The 17,895-nt window shown below is 71.1% G+C and carries 18 protein-coding genes; 7 read left to right on the top strand and 11 right to left on the bottom strand.

Annotated elements, in window-relative coordinates:
• Positions 1-10: 10 nt before the first annotated feature.
• Complete coding sequence (locus NLU66_RS00355) at positions 11-1,762, bottom strand: DUF2075 domain-containing protein (protein ID WP_259360979.1); 1,752 nt, start codon at positions 1,760-1,762, stop codon at positions 11-13.
• Positions 1,749-2,069, bottom strand: a complete 321-nt coding sequence (locus tag NLU66_RS00350) for a nucleotide pyrophosphohydrolase (protein WP_259360978.1) — start codon at positions 2,067-2,069, stop codon at positions 1,749-1,751. The genes NLU66_RS00355 and NLU66_RS00350 overlap by 14 nt, the downstream gene beginning before the upstream one ends.
• 233 nt (positions 2,070-2,302) lie before the next feature.
• Between NLU66_RS00350 and NLU66_RS00345 the strand changes: the two genes are divergently transcribed.
• The 3 genes from NLU66_RS00345 (at position 2,303) to NLU66_RS00335 (ending at position 5,000) form a co-directional block, all read left to right on the top strand.
• A complete protein-coding gene (locus tag NLU66_RS00345) occupies positions 2,303-3,106 on the top strand; it encodes a hypothetical protein (protein WP_259360977.1) in 804 nt (267 codons plus the stop codon).
• Entirely contained in the window at positions 3,058-3,774 is a 717-nt protein-coding gene (locus tag NLU66_RS00340; RefSeq protein ID WP_259360976.1) for a hypothetical protein, read from the top strand. The genes NLU66_RS00345 and NLU66_RS00340 overlap by 49 nt, the downstream gene beginning before the upstream one ends.
• A gap of 293 nt (positions 3,775-4,067) precedes the next feature.
• On the top strand, positions 4,068-5,000 hold the full coding sequence (locus NLU66_RS00335; RefSeq protein ID WP_259360975.1) for a zinc-binding dehydrogenase: 933 nt from the start codon (positions 4,068-4,070) through the stop codon (positions 4,998-5,000).
• A gap of 7 nt (positions 5,001-5,007) precedes the next feature.
• On the opposite strand, the gene NLU66_RS00330 is transcribed toward NLU66_RS00335, so the two are convergent.
• Complete coding sequence (locus NLU66_RS00330) at positions 5,008-5,133, bottom strand: hypothetical protein (RefSeq protein WP_259360974.1); 126 nt, start codon at positions 5,131-5,133, stop codon at positions 5,008-5,010.
• A gap of 23 nt (positions 5,134-5,156) precedes the next feature.
• Positions 5,157-6,059 carry an alpha/beta fold hydrolase gene (locus tag NLU66_RS00325; protein WP_259360973.1) on the bottom strand — a complete coding sequence of 301 codons (903 nt, stop codon included), beginning with the start codon at positions 6,057-6,059 and terminating at the stop codon, positions 5,157-5,159.
• Positions 6,060-6,330: 271 nt separating this feature from the next.
• Here NLU66_RS00325 and NLU66_RS00320 point away from each other — a divergent pair, with 271 nt between their 5' ends.
• Together NLU66_RS00320 and NLU66_RS00315 are read left to right on the top strand one after the other, a co-directional pair.
• A complete protein-coding gene (locus NLU66_RS00320) occupies positions 6,331-7,359 on the top strand; it encodes a VCBS repeat-containing protein (protein ID WP_259360972.1) in 1,029 nt (342 codons plus the stop codon).
• 322 nt (positions 7,360-7,681) lie between these two features.
• Complete coding sequence (locus NLU66_RS00315; protein WP_259360971.1) at positions 7,682-8,929, top strand: Ltp family lipoprotein; 1,248 nt, start codon at positions 7,682-7,684, stop codon at positions 8,927-8,929.
• Positions 8,930-9,090: 161 nt separating this feature from the next.
• Here the strand turns inward: NLU66_RS00315 and NLU66_RS00310 are convergent, their stop codons facing one another.
• The 6 genes from NLU66_RS00310 to NLU66_RS00285 form a co-directional block, all read right to left on the bottom strand.
• Positions 9,091-10,518, bottom strand: a complete 1,428-nt coding sequence (locus NLU66_RS00310; protein WP_259360970.1) for an ABC transporter substrate-binding protein — start codon at positions 10,516-10,518, stop codon at positions 9,091-9,093.
• 84 nt (positions 10,519-10,602) lie between these two features.
• A complete protein-coding gene (locus tag NLU66_RS00305; RefSeq protein ID WP_259360969.1) occupies positions 10,603-11,460 on the bottom strand; it encodes a carbohydrate ABC transporter permease in 858 nt (285 codons plus the stop codon).
• On the bottom strand, positions 11,457-12,443 hold the full coding sequence (locus tag NLU66_RS00300) for a carbohydrate ABC transporter permease (protein ID WP_259360968.1): 987 nt from the start codon (positions 12,441-12,443) through the stop codon (positions 11,457-11,459). The genes NLU66_RS00305 and NLU66_RS00300 overlap by 4 nt, the downstream gene beginning before the upstream one ends.
• Before the next feature lie 62 nt (positions 12,444-12,505).
• Positions 12,506-13,363 carry an aldo/keto reductase gene (locus NLU66_RS00295; RefSeq protein WP_259360967.1) on the bottom strand — a complete coding sequence of 286 codons (858 nt, stop codon included), beginning with the start codon at positions 13,361-13,363 and terminating at the stop codon, positions 12,506-12,508.
• On the bottom strand, positions 13,360-15,090 hold the full coding sequence (locus NLU66_RS00290; RefSeq protein WP_259360966.1) for a GH39 family glycosyl hydrolase: 1,731 nt from the start codon (positions 15,088-15,090) through the stop codon (positions 13,360-13,362). Before NLU66_RS00290 ends, NLU66_RS00295 begins: the two co-directional genes overlap by 4 nt.
• 300 nt (positions 15,091-15,390) lie before the next feature.
• Complete coding sequence (locus NLU66_RS00285) at positions 15,391-16,125, bottom strand: GntR family transcriptional regulator (RefSeq protein WP_259360965.1); 735 nt, start codon at positions 16,123-16,125, stop codon at positions 15,391-15,393.
• 156 nt (positions 16,126-16,281) lie between these two features.
• Between NLU66_RS00285 and NLU66_RS00280 the strand changes: the two genes are divergently transcribed.
• Complete coding sequence (locus NLU66_RS00280; protein WP_259360964.1) at positions 16,282-16,734, top strand: hypothetical protein; 453 nt, start codon at positions 16,282-16,284, stop codon at positions 16,732-16,734.
• Between the two features lie 14 nt (positions 16,735-16,748).
• Here the strand turns inward: NLU66_RS00280 and NLU66_RS00275 are convergent, their stop codons facing one another.
• A complete protein-coding gene (locus NLU66_RS00275) occupies positions 16,749-17,639 on the bottom strand; it encodes a phosphotransferase family protein (RefSeq protein ID WP_259360963.1) in 891 nt (296 codons plus the stop codon).
• A 93-nt stretch (positions 17,640-17,732) separates the two neighbouring features.
• Here NLU66_RS00275 and NLU66_RS00270 point away from each other — a divergent pair, with 93 nt between their 5' ends.
• Entirely contained in the window at positions 17,733-17,888 is a 156-nt protein-coding gene (locus NLU66_RS00270) for a hypothetical protein (RefSeq protein ID WP_259360962.1), read from the top strand.
• Positions 17,889-17,895 lie beyond the last annotated feature (7 nt).

The raw sequence follows: 17,895 nt of genomic DNA, 5'->3' as shown, positions 1-17,895 counted from the left end.
GTCCAACTCTTCAAAGGTGCCGCTGGCTGAAACTGTCGGTCGTGCTCAGAATGGAACGGATTCGAGCCCGCAGTGATGGGTCCACGACGTACACATAGGTACCCCGCATCCCCCGAGTCAGCAGCACTCGGTACACGTTGGTGATGTAGCGAAGCAGGTCCTCATCGGAGGTGGTGCGGCCGCGCATGGTGTTGTTGGCCTTGCCCTTGGCATCGAAGTAGTTGCTGCGGCCGGCGACGAGCTTGCCGGTGTCGGGATCGATGCGGAGGTCGCCGCCGATGATGACGCCGGCGTAGTTGAGGTCGTAGCCCTGCACAGTGTGGATCGAGCCGACCTCCTCGAGGGAGGTCTTCGAGGCGATCCAATCGACGTCGGAGACGTTCCAGTCCAGCGCGACGCCGTCGAGCTCGATGTCGTGCAGTCCGCTCTTGCCCTTGCTGCGCCACTTCCAGGCGTAGCCGGCGACGAGCCGGGCGAGACCGTGCTCGGCGTCGCGCTCCCGGATCCGCTGGTGCATCGCGCCGAGGTCGTCGAACAGCTCGAACTCGTAGTCGCCGAGGTCGGGCATGACAGTGGGCGGGTCGTTAGAGATCAGGGCGCGAGCGAACTCGAGATACTCCTTCCCGCCCTTCACCCGCATCTGGGTGTCCAGCGGATAGAGCCGCTTCTGCTCGCGGGTCTCGGCGAGGACCTTCTCGAACACCTCGGGTTCGATGTCGATCGGGCGGACGCTCTGGGCCGTGTCGAGCAGCAGTATCGTGTGGCGCGAGCGCTTCCGGATCCAGTCGAGCTGGTTGATCGAGAGGTCGTCCACTCCGAAGAGCCTGCGCGTCGTCTCCCCGTACCGCTTGGTGAGCGTGCCGTGCGCCTGGGCGCCGCGCTGGGTGAGGCGGTGCGCCTCGTCGACCACGATGACGTCGAAGTCCTCCTCGGCGTCGGCGACGTCGTACGGGGTGAGCACCTGGGTGGAGCTCAGCGCGGGCACCTTCCGGAACACCTTGCTGATGGATCTGCGGAGGGACTTCTGTGGGATGACGAGGCCGATCCGCAGCCCCTGGAACAGCTCGCGGTTCCCTTCGACGAAGAGGTCGGAGAACATCGAGTCACCCTCGACCTCGTCGGTGGGGTCGAAGACGGCGAGGTCCCGCATGAGCTTCATGAGGTAGATGCCGACGATCGTCTTCCCGGTGCCGGGGTCACCCTGGATCGCGGCGATCGTGTGCACCTCGGGATGGCGGAGGTCCTCGACGAGGCCCTCCATGATGTCGAGGACGGCGACGCCCTGCTCCGTGTTGAGCGCCTTGTACGGGGAGAGCTTGAAGAGGTCCGAGTTCTCGATCTCGGGGATCGACCGCTCGAAGTAGCCGCGAGCGCGGAGCTCCTCGAAGATCTCCTTGAAGGTGTCGTTGTACTCGCTGCGCTGGAAGTAGTCCTGGTTGGTGATGCCCTCGTTGCGGTTCAGGACGTCGAACTTGCCGTCGCCGCCGAGCAGACGGATCAGCAGCGACTCGAGGTCCAGGCACGCGGAGCCGTTGAACCGCTCGTCGAAGACGATGCGGACCTCCTTGAGGTGCTCCTTCTGGCGCGACTTGAGGTGCTGCCGCATCCTGCGGTCTGCACTGCCGGTCTCGCCCACGTAGATGTCGTGCCCGTCCTCGATGAGGTAGACGACCGGCCAGTTGGTGAAGCGGGGGAGTCGTCCCCTCGTCTCCTCGACCGACTCCGGGGTGAAACGGAGCTCCTCGATCTCAAAGGCGGTCATACTTCGTGCTCCGTCCCTTCGCCTTCTCGACGGGGTACTTCTGCCCGGTGCGCTCGAGCTTCGCGCGGACGATCTGCTCCGGGTCCAGCTGGAGCTTGTCGGCGAGCAGCAGCGCATAGGTGAGCACGTCCGCGAGCTCGCCAGCGACCTCGTCAGGGTCCGCGTCGCCGTTCCACTGGTAGCACTCGAGCAGCTCGGCGGCTTCTATCGAGATCGACTTGGCGAGGTTCTCGGGGGAGTGGAACTGGCCCCAGTCGCGCTCGGCCATGAAGGAACGAAGTGTCGCGATGAGGTCCTCGCTGGTCATGGGGTCAACCTAGCAAGTCCGGTGTCAGGGCTGGAGGCGTGAGGACACATCGTGGCGCGGTTGCTCGGATTCCACCTGCTGCCGCAAACCTGCTCGAAGACGGCGTGTGTTCAGACGCCAGGACCTACGCCGAGATAGCTGAGGGCGTGCTCGCTCAGGTCAACGGCGCCGGCGGTCCAATCTCTTGAGCTGCAGCCACGTCTGCCCGCGCGGCCCCCGTATAGGTTCGCCGCATGAGATCGGGCAGCGGAGGCCGGGCCGAGGAGCCGTATTGGGAGGAGTACCCGATCGGCGTGGTGGGGGAGCTGCTGCGCACGGTCTCGGGGGTCCTCGTCGGCCTGCTGATCGGGCTCGGCGTGACGTTGGCGCTGATCATCGGGATCGGCCTGATCGTCGAGAGCTCCTCCGGCGAGGTCGCGAGCATGTACGACCAGCTGGCGCGCGCGTCGATGTTGCCGCTGCTGATCGTGACGCCGTCGGCCGCGGTGCTGTGGGCGATCAGCGGGGACGTGGCGGATCTCGCGACGGTCCGTGCGATCCGTCGCGCCGCGGAGCGCGGTGCCCCGGTGGAGGCCGTCCCGCACCCGTACCAGGTGCGGGTGGTGGTCGAGCCGCCGCTGACCCGCGTGTTCGGGGTCCTGTTCTTCGTCCTCGTGACGGCCTGCCTGGGCGTGGTGACCATGGTGATCATGCCGTTCACCGAGGGGCACGTCGACGACTACGTGCCGATCGGGCTTCTCGGATCGCTGGTCGTCGGCGCCCTTGCCGCGGCCGGGATGTACGGCAGGAAGGTCTACCGCGTCGGCTACAGTGCCCGCGCCGCCCGATCGCCGAGCACTGGCACCAGGACATGGAGGCCCGCGCCTGGAGGCGGGCGCGCCAGGGCACCGACGGCAGAAAGTCGAAGGGGCGCGGCGCGCACAGCAGGGCGGGGCGCGACGCCGGAGACGGCCGACAGCCCGCTGCCGCCGCGCCAGGTGCCGCGCGCATGCGCAAGGCCGCGGGAGCCCTCGACGGCGCGGCGATGGCCGTCGTGAGCCTGTCGCTCCTCATCCTGCTCCCGGCGCTGGGACTGCGCTGCAGCGCCGTCCCCGGCGGCACGCCGGGCCAGGAGTGCGACAAGACGTTCTACGACTCCTCGCTCCTGGAGACGCTCATCGTCTCCGGTTTCACGATCTTCGCCGTGGGCCTCGCCCTCGCTGTCCTGCTCGGTGTGGCCGGCGTGGTGCTCGAGGTGGCGGCGACCCGCACCGAGACCTCCCGCCTCCGCACCGCCCTCGAGGACCCGCACTCGCCGCGACCCGAGCGGGCCCTGCTGCAGCGCCACACCGAGCGCCGCACCCCGCTGGCCGCGCTCCTCGCCGCCGCGCTCGCCGGCACCGCCACCCTGATCGGGCCCGGGATCGTCGCTCTCGGCTCGGGGGCGATGGAGGACGTCGCCACCCTCTATGAGGACGCCGACGAGCACTTCGCCGCCTACGTGCCGCTCGGCTGGGGCGTGGTGGCCACGGCGATCCTGCTGCTGCTCCTCGCCCTCGCCCTCACCGCCGGTGCCGGCGTGCTCGGGAGGCCGATGCGCAACGCCCTCATCCGCCGCTGGCCCACCCGGCCGGAGGTGAAGCACGTGTCCCAGGGCGAGGACAAGCCCTCGAAGCCCGTGCCCGCGACCACGGGACCCGTGCTGCACACGCTGCTGAAGAAGTGAGCGGCGCGATGCGGGCTCGTACACCCGGTGCCGCGTCCTCCCTCCCGCGTGCGGCGCCTCGATCCACAGCTAGCGTGGCATGGCCGCGAAGGCCGAGGCGATGTTGAGCACGGTGCCGCGGCGACGCTCGAGCATGCCGGGCAGGGCCGCGTGCATGAGCCGCATCGGCACCTCGGCGTGGAGCCGCAGATGGCGGCCCGGGACCGGCGATCGACGTACGTCAAGGACAGGGAATGCCCCACGTTCCCTCGTCGTTCGAGCGTGGACGACAGGTTCGAGGCGAGGAGACGCTGATGCTGGCATGGACGACGGACCCCGGCGCACCCGGCGGGCTCACCCTCGGCGAGGTGCCGGAGCCTGCGCCGCTCCCGCACGAGCTGCTGGTGCAGGTGGAGGCCTTCGCCCCGAACCCCGGGGACCTCGCGGCGCTCGACGGCGCGCCCGCGGGCTCGATCCCCGGCTGGGACGGCGCGGGCGCGGTGCTCGAGCCTGCGGCGGACGGCCTCGGCCCGCAGGCGGGGGAGAGGGTCCTCTTTCTAGGCCTCGCCGCGCAGGGATGGGCGCAGCGCCGCGCGGTGCCGCACGCGAGCACCGCCGTCGCACCGGCCGAGGCATCGCCCGAGCACCTCGCGACGCTCCCCGTCCCCGCGACGAGCGCCCTGCGGGCCGTGCGCCGGCTGGGCGCGGTGCTGGGGCGGCGGGTGCTGATCGTGGGAGGGACAAGCGCCGTCGGCCGCTTCGCCGTCCAGCTCGCCGCCCGCTCGGGCGCGCAGGTCATCGCCATCGCGCGGGACGAGTCCCGCCACGGCGAGCTCCGTGCGCTCGGCGCCGCCGAGGTCCACGCGACCCTCGCCGGGGTGACCCGGCCCGTGCACGGCGCGATCGACATGATCGGCGGGCAGCACCTCGTGGACGCCTACGCCCTCCTCGAGCAGGGCGGCACGGTCATCGCCCTCGGCCACGCCGCCGGCGCTGACGAGCACTTCCCCTACGGCGCCTTCGTCGCCGACCCTGCGACCTCGGACCGCAGCATCACGAGCTTCTTCCTCGGCACCGAGCCGGGCCTCCCCGCCGAGATGGCGCTCCTCGCCGCGGACGGCGCCCTCGATGCGGGCCCGATCGACGTCCAGCCCTGGACGGAGCTCGCCGCCTGGGTCGAGGGCGGCGCGGCCCGCGGCGCGGGCCGGGTCGTGCTCCGCGTGGACCACGCACCCCGCCCGCGCTGAGGGAGGCTCAGACCTTCTCGACGCCGGAGGGGGAGAAGGAGACGACCTTGCCGCCCAGCTCCTCCTTCACGGCGTTGACGAAGGCGAGGTCCTCCTCGTCTTCCGCGGCGGGGCCCGGCCTTTTTTCGGACACACGCACACCCGCGCGTCGGGACGTCAGGCGCGAGGCGGGCCGTCGTGCCTGCGGAAGAAGTCCAGCAGCGCGCGGTCGAGCCGCTCGTGCGCCTCCATCGGCAGGGAATGCGTGGTGCCCGGCCACACCGCCGCCTCCACCACGGGCACGTGCGCCCGGGCGCGCTCGACGGCCCGCGTCGCCCCACCCATCACGCTGCGCTCCGCCATCGCGAGCAGCAGCGGCGGCCGCAGCCCGGCGAGCTGGGCATCGGTGAGCGGGCGGGGCACCGGCAGCTCGGCATGGAAGCCCTCGGAACCGGCCGCGATCATCGCCGCGAGCGGATCCTCGCGGTCCAACGCCGACTGCCCGCCGATCCGGGCGAGCCCCGCCTCCCGCCAGCTGCGCGGCAGGAACGGGAGCGACGCCGGCAGGCTCAGCAGCAGGATCTCCGCCCGCGGCCTGCCGAGCACGAACACCGGCTCAAGCAGCGCGAGCGAGGCGAGACGATCCGGGTGGTGCAGCGCGGTCGCGGTGGCGAGCGCCCCGCCGAAGGAGTGCCCCACCAGATGCGCGGGCCCGACGGCGAGGGCGTCGAACATCTGGGCGACGTAATCCGCCTGGTCGCGGATCGAGGTGAAGGGCCGGGTCTGCTCGCTGAGGCCCGTGTCGCCGATCGCGTCGAACAGGACCACCTCCCGCTCCGCGCACAGCGCCGGCAGGTTCGTCGCCCACATCGGCGCGCCCGAGGAGCGTCCCGGGCACATGACGACCGGCCCCCGGCCCTCGACGCGCTCGCCGAAGGTGTAGACGCGCACCGTGCCCCAGCCGGTGGGGAGGTCGACGGTCTCGCGCGGCGCGGGCAGGAGCCGCATCGCCTCCGCGTATCGCGCCTCGAAGGCCGCGCGCGCCTCGCGGCTGCGCCATCGGCCGGTCCTCCGTGCCATCCCGCCTCCGTGATCCGCCGGTCCGTCGGGCTCGGGGCGATTCTGCCGCGCGGTCGCGGAGGTGGCCAGGGGCGGTGGGTGATGGAGGTGGGATCCTCCGACCCTGCTTCGTGACCGCTTCGTGTCCTTCGTGCCGCTCTTCCCGTCTTGGGTGGTCTGCCCCGTCTCCTACGATTCGAGAGGTGGCCGGCGAGAGCGCCGACCCGGAGCGGACCGGCAGGTGACCGGCCAGAATGGAGAGTCAACGGTGGTCGATGTGAAGCGCGGAGCGATGCGGGCATGGGGAGCGATGCTCGCGATCGCCGTGATCGTCGGAGCGGGCGTGGCGGCGCAGGCCCCGGCCCTCGCCGAGGGCCGCGAGGTGGGCGGCTCGGGCTCGCAGTACTACCTCAACGACTCCTGGTCCTCGAAGGCCAACCACGAGTTCAACTACGGCAAGACCGGCGACCGCGTCTACACCGGCGACTGGAACGGCGACGGCAAGGACTCCCTCGCCGTGCGCCGCGGTCAGACGTACTACTTCTCCAACTCGCTCGGCGGCAGCGCGAGCACCGTCGTCAACTACGGCAAGTCGACGGACACCGTCCTCGTCGGCGACTGGGACGGCGACGGCAAGGACACGCTCGCCGTGCGCCGCGGGCAGACCTACTACGTCACCAACAGCCTCTCCGGCGGCAAGGCCAGCAACGTCTTCACCTACGGCCGCGCCGGGGACACCGTCCTCGTGGGCGACTGGAACGGCGACGGCAAGGACACCCTCGCGGTGCGCCGCGGCAACGTCTACTACTTCTCCAACACCCTCAGCGGTGGCAAGGCCAGCACCGTCATCAACTACGGCCGCTCCTCGGACAGGGTGCTCGTGGGCGACTGGAACGCCGACCGCAAGGACACGCTCGCCGTGCGCCGCGGCAACGTCTACTACATCTCCAACAAGCTCAGCTCCGGCGCCGCCTCGATCATCCAGGCCTACGGCCGCACCACGGACACGACCCTCGTGGGCGACTGGAACGGCGACCGCAAGGACACGCTCGGCGTGCGGCGCGGCGCTGCGACGAGCACCTCGGCCCCCAGCAAGCCGGCACCGAGCAAGCCGAGCCCGACGCCGAGCAAGCCGACCAGCACCAAGCCGTCGGGCAAGAACTGCCCCTCCTGGGCGCCGATCAAGGGCAACAACAGCAGCTCGGGCGAGAAGATCTACCACGTGCCCGGCGGCGCGTTCTACTCCCGCACCACCCCGGAGAAGTGCTTCTCCACGGAGTCGGCGGCGAAGGCCGCGGGCTACCGCGCCTCGAAGCGCTGAGGCGCGCGAGCCCCGGGGGAGTGCCGCTCTTCGGGGCTGCGGAGATGATCCGCGCGGGGGCGGCCGGCTCGGCGCCGGCCGCCTCTCGCGCGCCCTCTCGGCGCCGACCGTCGGGTCGGTCGTCATCCTCCAGGGACCTGCTGGTCAGCCCGCAGATCGCCGTTATTGAACCGTGCTCTTCCATCGCCCATTCCGGACTCCCCGTACTCGCTCCTTCTCTTACGCTTCGCCTGAAAAGCCGGCAGTGGGGCCGGCGCGGAGCGGGCCGACACATGGCGGCCAGATCGGAGTGTCAGCAGTGGGCAAGGTGACGCGTGGAGCGGTGCGGGCATGGGGTGCACTGCTCGCCACCGCAGCGGTGGTCGGCACGGGCATGGCGGTGCAGGCGCCGGCGCTCGCGGACGGCCGCGAGGTGGGCGGCTCGGGCTCGGCGTACTTCCTCAACGACTCGTGGTCCTCCAAGGCGAACCACGAGTTCACCTACGGCCAGGCGAAGGACCGCGTCTACACCGGGGACTGGAACGGCGACGGCAAGGACTCCCTCGCCGTGCGTCGCGGGCAGACGTACTACTTCTCCAACTCCCTCGGTGGCAGCGCCTCCACCGTCCTCAACTACGGGAAGGCCACCGACACGGTGCTCGTCGGCGACTGGGACGGTGATGGGAAGGACACGCTCGCGGTGCGCCGCGGCCAGACGTACTACTTCACCAACAGCCTCCGCGGCGGCAAGGCCACCACCGTCCTGAACTACGGCAAGGCGACGGACACGGTGCTCGTCGGCGACTGGAACGGGGACGGGAAGGACACGCTCGCGGTGCGCCGCGGGCAGACGTACTACTTCTCCAACTCGCTCACCGGCGGCAAGGCCAGCTCCGTCATCAACTACGGCAAGGCGAGCGACAAGGTCCTCGTGGGTGACTGGAACGCCGACGCCAAGGACACGCTCGCCGTGCGACGCGGCAACGTCTACTACATCTCCAACCGCCTCAGCGGCGGCGCCGCATCGATCGTCCAGGCCTACGGCCGCGCCACCGACACCACCCTCGTCGGCGACTGGAACGGTGACCGCAAGGACACGCTCGGCGTGCGCCGCGTCGCGGAGGCCTCGGGGCCGACGGCCGCGCAGCGTACCGCGATCGCCGCCGCCCGCGACTACCTCGCCGATGGCTACTACTCCCGCAGCGGCCTGATCAGCGAGCTCGAGTACGACGGGACCAAGGCCGCCGACGCCGAGTACGCCGTCGACTACCTCGCGAGCAAGGGCGAGGTGGACTGGGATGAGCAGGCGCTCGAGACCGCCTACTTCTACCTCGAGGGGATGGCGTTCTCGCGGGACATGCTCCGCGACTTCCTCCGGCAGGACGGCTTCACCGTGTCCCAGGCCGAGTCCGCGCTGACCTACCTCGAGGACAGCGGCGAGATCGACTGGCGCGAGGAGGCCGTGGCGGCCGCGCACGAGTACTACGACGAGGATCCGAGCTGGACCCGCGACGAGCTCGTCGCCCAGCTCGTGGAAGAGGGCTTCCCCGTCGATGACGCGAACTACGCGGCGGATCAGCTGGGGCTCTGACCCGAGGTCCGGTAGGCAGAGCGAGGGGCGGTCGGCACGCAGCTGATCGCCCCTCGTCTTCGTGCCTTCGGCAGTCTCCGCGAGCCCTCGGCCACGCCCGGCGAGCGCAAAGCGACGCGCCGCGCACGCCGCGGAACATCTGAGGACCAGGACAGTCCGGGTCAGTACGCGTAGTCCTTCCCGGCCTCCCAGTCCGGGAACTCCCAGTCCGTGCGGTCCACGGCGGCGCCCTCGGCGGCGGCGCCGGCGATCGCGTCGTCGAGGGCGCGGGAGCTCGCATCGCTGAGGTCCACGAGCGCCTGCTTCAGATCGCTGATCTCCCCGCCGAGGTAGCCCTGGATGACGTCGCCGAGCTCGGGGGTGACGGTGGAGCGCCGGGCTTCCGCCTTCGCGACCTCGACGTTCCGCACGATCGCCTGCGGGGCGCGGAACACGTGGGTCGAGAAGTCCCCCACGAGCTGCGCGTACGGTGCGATGACCTCCGCCTTCGCCACGACGTCGAGCAGGATCGGCGGCTGGTCCATGCCGGAGGCGAGGGCGGTCTGGTAGTCCTCCTGGGTGAAGGACTCGATGAGCTGCGAGGCCTGCTCGGCGAGCTGCGTGGAGCCGGCCATGACCCAGTCCGCGCCACGGGCCCCGCGGGTCGCGACGACGTCCTGACCCTCGGGGGTGGGCATGCCGGCCACCGCCATGAGCGGCAGCATGTCCGGGTTCAGGGAGCGCACGGCGCCGGGGGAGTAGGGCCCGTCCATGTGGAAGCCGATGCCGCCGGCTGCCCATCGGCCGCGGGCGTCGGGGATCTGGAAGCCGGCGCTGCCCGGGAGCAGGAACCCCTTGTCGCTGATCTCCTTGTACAGCTCGATCGCGGCGAGGTAGGCGTCGTGGTGGTACTCGAACTCGCCCGTGTCGTAGCGCTGCCCCTGGTACCCGGGGAAGCCGCCCGCCTGTGCGAGGTCGTCGATCTGCTCGCGCATGCGGCCGGGGACCCCGAGCGCCATCGTCATCGGCGTGTGCTCGCCGTGGTCCGCGATCGCCTGCAGCGCCGCGATCAGGTCGTCGTAGCTGGTGGGCGGCTCGAAGCCCACGGCCTCCGCGACCTCGGTGTTGTACCAGGCGAGGCCCACGTACTGCTTGTCGCTGAAGGCGGGGAGCCCGTAGATCTTCCCGTCGAGCTGGGTGAGGCCCTCGACGAAGGCGCCCTCGGGGAGCCGCGCCCGCGCCTCGTCGGAGAGGGTGATCTCATGGACCCATCCGGAGTCGACCAGCGCGGGGAGCGGCAGGCCCACGAGCGCGGTGTAGACGTCCGGCAGCTTCCCGGCCTGGTTGGCCAGCTGCAGGGCCTCGGTCGCCGCGGAGGGCTCGTTGTAGGTGTGCTCGACGGTCACGCCGATGCTCGCGCCGACCTCCTCCGCCCAGCGGGTGTGGAGGTCCTGGAGGCCGCCGAAGTGGTCCCACCAGCGCAGGGCGCCGTCGGCCCCGCCGCTCCCTTCCGCCGTGGGTGGGGCGCTGGTGCCGCAGGCGGCGGCGAGGGTCGCGAGGCCGGCGGCGCCGAGTCCGGCGAGCGTGCGGCGGCGGGTCAGGTGGTGCATGGTGAGCTCCTCATCGAGATCGTGATGCAGGGGTGGGGCAGGGGACTGCGGGGGACTGCAGGGGTCTTCAGGACGTCGGGGGTCTCAGGACTTCACGGAGCCCGCGATGCCCTCGACGAAGTAGCGCTGCATGAAGGCGAACAGCGCCACGATCGGGATCAGGGAGATGACACCGGCGGCGGCCATGCCCGGCCAGTCCGTCGAGTTCTCCCCGACGAACGCCTGCATGCCCACGCTCACCGTGCGCAGCGCCGGGTTGCTGAAGGAGAACACCAGCGGCAGGAAGAACGCGTTCCAGGTGAACAGGAAGGTCAGCACGCCGACGGTCGCCGTGACCGGCATCGACAGCGGCAGCATCACCTGGGTGAAGGTGCGCAGGAAGCCCGCGCCGTCCACCACGGCGGCCTCCTCGAGCTCGGCCGGCAGCCCGCGGAAGTACCCGGCGTAGATGAGGATCGCGGCGACGTTGGCGCCGCCGGAGAGCGCGAGGATCATCCCGGCGAGCTGATCGAGCAGTCCCAGCTCCATCGAGAGCTTCACGATCGGGATGATCGTGTAGCCGGTGGGGACGAACAGCGTCGCCACGAGGATGCCGAGGATCAGGCGTGAGCCGGGGAAGCGGTAGCGGCCCAGCACGTAGCCGGCCAGCGCGCAGCGCACCACCACGATGACGACCGTGCACAGGGTGACCACGGCCGTGTTCACCAGGTAGCGGTGGAAGTTGCCGTCGGTCCACGCGCGGGCGTAGTTCTCCCACCGCATCTGCTCGGGCAGCAGCCCCAGGCCCCCGGCGAAGATCTCCGCCGGGGACTTCAGAGAGGCGGAGAGCATCCACAGGAACGGGTAGATCCACAGGATCGCGACGAGACCGAGCCCGGCGACGAGCGCCCACCAGGGGAGCCGGCGGCGCCAGCGGGGCCGGCTCGGGACGGCGGCGCTCATGCGCGGGCCCTCGATCGGCGGGCGAGCATCGTCAGCCACAGCTGGATGCCCACGACCACGAGCACCAGCAGCCCGAACAGGACGGCCGCCGCGGAGGCGAAGCCCAGCTGCGGGATGGTCGCCGCGAACGCGTAGCGGTAGATGTAGATCTCGATGATCTCGGTGCTGAAGAACGGGCCGCCCGCGGTCATGGTCTGCATGAGGTCGAAGGCGTGGAAGCAGTCCTCGACGGTGAGCACGGTGATGATCAGGAGGAACGGGATCAGCAGCGGCAGCGTGATGTGGCGGAAGGTCTGCACGGCGTTCGCGCCGTCGATCCGCGCCGCCTCGTACAGGTCCCGGGGGACCGTCTGCAGGGCGGCGAGCCAGTAGATCAGGGTGATCCCGAAGAACTTCCACACGTAGATCAGGGCCGCGGTGACCAGGGCGGTGCCGGAGGAGCCGAGCAGGTCGACGGGGCCCAGCCCCAGGGCCTGCGAGACGACGGAGAGCGGACCGCTCGCCGGGTCCAGCACGAACCGCATCACCACACCCACGATCGCGGTGGTCGTGACCACGGGCAGGAAGTACATCGTGCGGAAGAAGGCGGAGAACGGGAGCTTCGGCGAGTTCAGGACGATCGCGAGCAGGAAGGCGCCGAGCACGCGCAGCGGGGTCACGATCAGCATGAACACGAGCGTGATGCGCACGGCGGACCAGAACATCGGATCGGCGAGCACGGCCTGGTAGTTGGCGATGCCGACGAACCGCTGGTCCGAGGTGAAGCCGTTCCACTCGACGAGCGAGTACCAGTAGCTCGCGAGCATCGGGTAGAGCGTGTACATCCCGTAGAGCACGAAGGTGGGCAGCAGGAACGCGTAGATCCACACGTTCCGGCGGCGCAGCCGGGAGCGCTGGGCGGGACGACGGTCGGGCCGGCCGGGGGCGGGGGCGCGGCCGGTCCGGGCGGCGGGTGGGCGGGCGAGCACGGAGGATCCGGTCATCGGAGGGCCTCCTTTCGGGGGAGGTCGGGGTGGAGGGCGAGCAGGAGGCAAGGGCGGTCCGGTCAGCGGATCTGGCTGATCGAGAAGGTCGCCGGGTCGTTGCCGATCCGGTGGCCGCGGTCCAGGGCGTCGATGGAGGCCATCTGCTCCGTGGTGAGGGTGAGGGCGCCCACGTCGAGGTTCTCGACGAGGCGGTCCCGCGAGGTGGTCTTCGGGATGACCACGAATCCGTGCTGCACGTGCCAGCGGAGCACCACCTGCGCGGGGGTGGCGCCGAGCTCCTCCGCGAGGGCGGTGATCTCCGGGAGGGCGAGATCCGCGCCCTGCCCCAGCGGCGAGTAGCTCTCCACTGCGATGCCGAGCTCCGCCTGCAGCGCGACGAGGTCACCGCGCGCATGGGTGGGGTGCAGCTCGATCTGGTTCACCGCGGGCGGCACGGAGGCCGTGCGGCACAGCTCCCGCAGGTGCTCGGGGAGGAAGTTGGAGACGCCGATCGCGCGCACCGTCCCCTCCTCGTGGAGGCGCTCGAACGCCCGCCAGGTCTCCGGCCAGAGGCCCGCCTCGGGGTTCGGCCAGTGGATGAGGTAGAGGTCCAGGTGGTCCAGGCCCAGCCGGTCCAGGGAGTCGGCGCAGGCGCGGAGGGTGCTGTCATACCCCTGGTCCCCGTTGCGGAGCTTGGTGGTCACGACGACCTCGTCCCGCGGGAGGCCGGAGGCGCGCAGGGCGGCGCCCACCCCGGACTCGTTGACGTAGGCGGCGGCCGTGTCGATGTGCCGGTAGCCGACGTCGATCGCCTCCTCGACGACGCCCTGGACCTGGCCCGGGGGGATCTGGAAGACCCCGAGACCCAGCTGCGGCACGTCGACGCCGGGGCCGACGGTGGTGCGGTCCAGGAGCGGCGTGGCGGGGGAGGCGGTCATCGGCGCGGCTCGAGCACGAGCAGGGACACGGACGGCAGCGGCAGCGCGAGGTCGAGCGAGAGGGAGCCGTCGGCCCCGACCTCCACCTCGCGGGGCGCGTCGATCTCCTCGAGACCCTCGCGGGCATGGATCCGGGCGAGCTGCTCGGGGGAGGGGTCCTGCGGGGATCCCTCCGCCTGCCACACGGTGTGCGCGTTGGAGTGCGCGGCGTCGATGCGGTGGTGGGTGAGCAGGTGCGTGCCGGCGCTCAGCCCGCTCACCGTCACGGTCACCGGCGTGGCCTCCTCGGCGGTGCGGTACTGGTCGTCGGTGTGGCGCCAGAGCGCGGCGGCGACGCGGCCGTCCTCGTGGCGGGAGGCGAGGACGTCGACCTCCTCGGGCATGGCGCGGCCGTCGGCCTCGTCGAGCAGCTCCACGCCGTGGGCGGCGTCGCTCGCGGCATGGACGCGCGTCCCGCCCAGGTGGGCGAGCAGGCGGTAGGCGTTCAGCAGCGGCTTCTCGATGCGGTCCGCGGTGAGGAAGGCGCGCGTGCCCTCGAAGAAGCGCTCGCCCTCGAAGTAGAAGCTCCAGGAGGTGGCCTGCTGGATGTTCGCGGCCTCCTGATCGCTGAGGTCCAGCAGCTTCTTCATGAGCTTCACCTGGAACACCGGGTAGTACTCGGTGTTCTGGAAGCGGAAGTTCGCGTTGTCGTAGAAGGAGAAGTGCGCAGGCACCCCCGCGTCGCACTCGTCGATGATCGCGGGCAGCTCCCGGTACTGCGGGAACTGCGCCATCACGCGCAGCATCGAGCGCACCTCGTACAGCATCTTGTGGGCGGAGGGGCTCTGCTGCTCCGGGGCGTCGCCGCCGGTGGGCCCGTACACGCGCCACGGCGTGAAGCTCGACCCCTTGGTGTGGAAGGAGACGAAGTCGAGCGGGAGCTCGTGCTCGTCGGTGTACGTCAGGAAGCCGTGGAGGAACTCGGTGCCGCCGCCGGTCACGGCCGGCCCGCCGACCTTCGCGGTGGGCAGCACCGCGCGCACGCCCTCGACGGTCGCCCGGTAGAGCTCGTGGAACTGCTCCGGGGTGCCGCGCCAGTAGAAGATGTCCGGCTCGTTCCACAGCTCCCACAGCCAGGTGTCCACCTCCTCCGCGCCGTACCGCTCGAGGCAGTGCGCGGCGAGGGCGCTGATGAGGTCGCGCCAGCGGTCGTAGTCGCGCGGCGGGTAGGACCACTGGCCGGCCTCGTACGCCGAGTAGACCGTCGGGCTCGGGGTCACGGTGAGCTCCTCGGCCTCCGGGGGGAGGAGGTCCCGCGGGGTGAAGCCGATCTCGACGAGCACGTGGTGCCCGGCCCCGACGATCGCGTCGTAGGTCTGGTCGAGGATCGTGAAGTCGTAGTGCGGGTTCCCGTCCTCGTCCTCGTGGTAGACGTTGCCGTTGCCCCAGTGCGGGATGCCGAAGCCGGAGCCGGAGCACAGGGCGTAGTGGGGGCGGATGTGGTAGCCCGTGCTGGTCAGGTCGCCGAAGGTGCGCAGCAGGTGACGACCGGTGGGCGTGTAGGTCCAGTTGATCTCGTCGAAGCCGACGCTCTCCCAGAGCCGCGTCAGCGAGCCGGTCTCGCGGGAGGCGTCGATCTCGATGCTCGCCGTCGCCACGTGCGGGGCGTCCGGGTCGCTCGGTGCGTTGGGCGGGAAGGCCCGTGCGCTGGTGAGGTTCTCATGGGTGGGCTGGGCGGTCGTGGACACGCGGGTCACTGCCTTTCAGGGCTCGCGGCTGCTGGCGGGGATCGGACTGCTCCGGTGCATCACGGGGGAGGAGCAGCGGCGGGGCGTTCATGCGGGTTCCGGCCGGTGGCGAGGGTCTGCCCGTCCTGCCGGCGGGGTGGGTGCGGCGACTGTGCCGATCCCGGGGCCCGTCGCGGATGCGACGAGGTCTCTGCGGCGAGCCTAGAGTCCCGGATTGCAGGTTGTCAACAATCTACGACGACAGCTTCGCGCGTGTCGATCGTGACGACCGAGCGGGTGAATGTCGGGTGTCACCCCAGGTCAGAGCCCGGTCTTGCCCTCGGGGCCGGGGCCGGAGAGGGGGCTCGTCTCCTGCGGGTCGTGCTCGAGGGCGCGCATCTTGCGGATCTGCCGGAGGGTCCAGCCGATGTGCTTCTCGATCGAGGCGACGGCCGCGACCGGGTCCTCCAGGGCGAGCACGTCCCGCATCTCCTGATGCTCCTCGACGAGCTTCGCGCGGAAGTCGCTGCGATCGGTGCGGGCGCTCAGGAACATCGCGACCTGGCTGCGCAGCGTGATCCACGTGCGCCGGAGCCGTGCATGATCCGCCGCCGCGTAGACGAGATCGTGGAACTCGAGGTCGAGGCGCACGTGCGCGTCGTCCGCCGCGTCGGAGGAGATCGTGCGCATCCTCCCGATGACCTCGTCCATCCCCGCGAGCACCTGCGGCGTGATCCGCTCCGCGCAGCGCTCCATCGCGAGCCGCTCGATCGCCAGCCGCATCGAGTAGATCTCCTCGATGTCCGCGTACCCCAGGGTGATCACCCGTGCGCCGCGATGCCGCTGCGACTCCGCGAGCCCCTCGCGGGTCAGCTCGGAGATGGCCTCGCGCACGGGACCGCGGCTCACCGACATCGACTCCGCGAGCTCGACCTCCTTGAGCCGCTCCCCGGGGGCGAGCACACCGCTGGTGATCATCTCCCGCAGCCGGTCGGCGATCACCGTGGAGAGCGCGGGCGGCATCTCCACGCCGGACAGGAGCCTCTGCGTCGTCATCGAGGCCTCCTCCTGCCGGGGTCTGGGGTGGGGAACTGCGGATGAGTGTAGTGGTGCCGTGTCGAGCCGACGCGCGTGGGACCGCGACCTCCGTCGCTCCTGCCCCTGCCCCGGCCCTCCCGTATCGTGGGCTCGAGCGAGTCGAGAGGAGGGGCGATGGCGACGAGGAGCATCACGACCCGAAGCGGGAAGGTCGGGGCGATCGTCAAGGTCCTGGCCGTGGCGGGCCCGATCGCCATGCAGGTCGTCCAGCATCTGAAGGAGAATCCCGAACTCCAGCAGAAGCTCATGGAGCAGGCGAAGAAGCTGAAGCGCCAGGACAGGTCCACCCCCGCGGCGATGCTCTCCACCCTCGAGGTGCTGCGCGGGCAGGTGCGTGCGCTCGCCGACTCGGCCGACGATGCCGAGGAGACGGCCCGCGCGGCCGCATGGTCGAAGAAGCTCGACGCCGCGACCCATGCGGCGGAGCTGCTGAGCGCACCGGGATCCACCGCCAAGCAGCGCAAGGTGCTCAAGAAGCAGGTGGACGGACTGCGTGAGGGGATCTTCGCGGCGTACGTGACCGAGCTCGACGAGGACGCGCGGAAGGATGCCGGCGCCGCGTCCTGACGTCGGCTCTCGGGTCAGCCCGCCCGGCGCACGCTCCGGGCGATCGTCTCGGCCACGCGCTCGGGCATGGACGCGATGTCGATCGTGCGTCGCCCGGCGATCTGGACCGGGATGAACTCTTGCCAGCGGCGGCTCCACGCCAGCAGACGTTCCATGTCCGCGGCCGGGTCCACGCGGTGCCCCGAGAGCTCCTCGTAGTCCTCGAGGAACGCCATCGCGGCATCGGCGCCGATCAGCACGGCGAGGTTCAGCCGGCAGTGCCCCACGTCGAGGCCCCGATCCGCCAGCCCCACGCTCGGCCAGTCGACGACCGCGGAGACCTCCTCCTGCTGCCACAGCACGTTGAAGTGCTGGAAGTCGCCGTGCGAGAGCACCGGCTGCGCGGGAGTCCCGGTCCGGGCGGCGAGCTCGCGGGCCGCTCGGGCGAGACCCGGGTCCGGGGCCAGGTGCTCGGTGAGGTCCTCCGGGTCCTCGGTGGACCACCGCTCGCAGGGCGCGAGCGGCGGGGCGGGCACGGCGTGGAGCCGGGCCAGCACGGCGGCGAGGCGCCGCACCCATCGGCGCTCATCGGCGGGGTCGAGCTGGACCTGCCCGCGCAGGAACGTCGTGACCGTGGTCGGCAGCCCGGACGCGGAGCCGTCGGCATCAGCTGCGACGGGGCGGGGGAGGGGGATGCCGCACCCCTCGAGGGCCGCCAGGCCGGTCATCTCCCGGTCGACGAGCGCGCGGTGCTCGGCGCGGTCGTCGGTCCACCGACGCACCACCAGGTCGTCGGAGCGGTGCGGCCGGACGTGCAGGATCTCCCCGGTGATCCCGCCGTCGAGGGCGCCGACCAGGTCGACGGGGCCGACCTCGCGCTCGAGCCACGAGCGCAGATGGGGATCGAGGGCGGCGGCGGTGCTCATCGGCCCATCGTGGCAGGACGAGCGCCGCGCCGCATACGGACGCCCCCGCGCCCCGCGCCCGTGCACGGCACAGTATCCGGACGCCGTTTCCCGGTGCGCGGTGCGCTCGTGGGCCTGCTGCTCGCGGCGGGCTGGGGCTATCTCGCGGGGTCCATCGCTGCGCTCCTCGGCAATCAGCTGCTGGGGATCGTGGTGGGCATCCTCGTGGGCCTCGTCGTCGCGGGCCTGCACCTGGGCTACCGGCGCTGAGCCCGCC

Source organism: Brachybacterium sp. NBEC-018 (genome assembly GCF_024860185.1).
Classification (GTDB): Bacteria; Actinomycetota; Actinomycetes; order Actinomycetales; family Dermabacteraceae; genus Brachybacterium; species Brachybacterium rhamnosum.
This window is presented reverse-complemented; position numbering and strand designations above follow the sequence as displayed.

What these genes read in the sequence shown, in the direction of transcription:
- NLU66_RS00300 (WP_259360968.1), bottom strand. Translation starts at nt 12,443, where the DNA reads ATGACCGGATCCTCCGTGCTCGCCCGCCCACCCGCCGCCCGGACCGGC.
- NLU66_RS00285 (WP_259360965.1), bottom strand. Translation starts at nt 16,125, where the DNA reads ATGACGACGCAGAGGCTCCTGTCCGGCGTGGAGATGCCGCCCGCGCTC.
- NLU66_RS00355 (WP_259360979.1), bottom strand. Translation starts at nt 1,762, where the DNA reads ATGACCGCCTTTGAGATCGAGGAGCTCCGTTTCACCCCGGAGTCGGTC.
- NLU66_RS00345 (WP_259360977.1), top strand. Translation starts at nt 2,303, where the DNA reads ATGAGATCGGGCAGCGGAGGCCGGGCCGAGGAGCCGTATTGGGAGGAG.
- NLU66_RS00280 (WP_259360964.1), top strand. Translation starts at nt 16,282, where the DNA reads ATGGCGACGAGGAGCATCACGACCCGAAGCGGGAAGGTCGGGGCGATC.
- NLU66_RS00295 (WP_259360967.1), bottom strand. Translation starts at nt 13,363, where the DNA reads ATGACCGCCTCCCCCGCCACGCCGCTCCTGGACCGCACCACCGTCGGC.
- NLU66_RS00335 (WP_259360975.1), top strand. Translation starts at nt 4,068, where the DNA reads ATGCTGGCATGGACGACGGACCCCGGCGCACCCGGCGGGCTCACCCTC.
- NLU66_RS00305 (WP_259360969.1), bottom strand. Translation starts at nt 11,460, where the DNA reads ATGAGCGCCGCCGTCCCGAGCCGGCCCCGCTGGCGCCGCCGGCTCCCC.
- NLU66_RS00320 (WP_259360972.1), top strand. Translation starts at nt 6,331, where the DNA reads ATGCGGGCATGGGGAGCGATGCTCGCGATCGCCGTGATCGTCGGAGCG.
- NLU66_RS00275 (WP_259360963.1), bottom strand. Translation starts at nt 17,639, where the DNA reads ATGAGCACCGCCGCCGCCCTCGATCCCCATCTGCGCTCGTGGCTCGAG.
- NLU66_RS00310 (WP_259360970.1), bottom strand. Translation starts at nt 10,518, where the DNA reads ATGCACCACCTGACCCGCCGCCGCACGCTCGCCGGACTCGGCGCCGCC.
- NLU66_RS00325 (WP_259360973.1), bottom strand. Translation starts at nt 6,059, where the DNA reads ATGGCACGGAGGACCGGCCGATGGCGCAGCCGCGAGGCGCGCGCGGCC.
- NLU66_RS00350 (WP_259360978.1), bottom strand. Translation starts at nt 2,069, where the DNA reads ATGACCAGCGAGGACCTCATCGCGACACTTCGTTCCTTCATGGCCGAG.
- NLU66_RS00340 (WP_259360976.1), top strand. Translation starts at nt 3,058, where the DNA reads ATGCGCAAGGCCGCGGGAGCCCTCGACGGCGCGGCGATGGCCGTCGTG.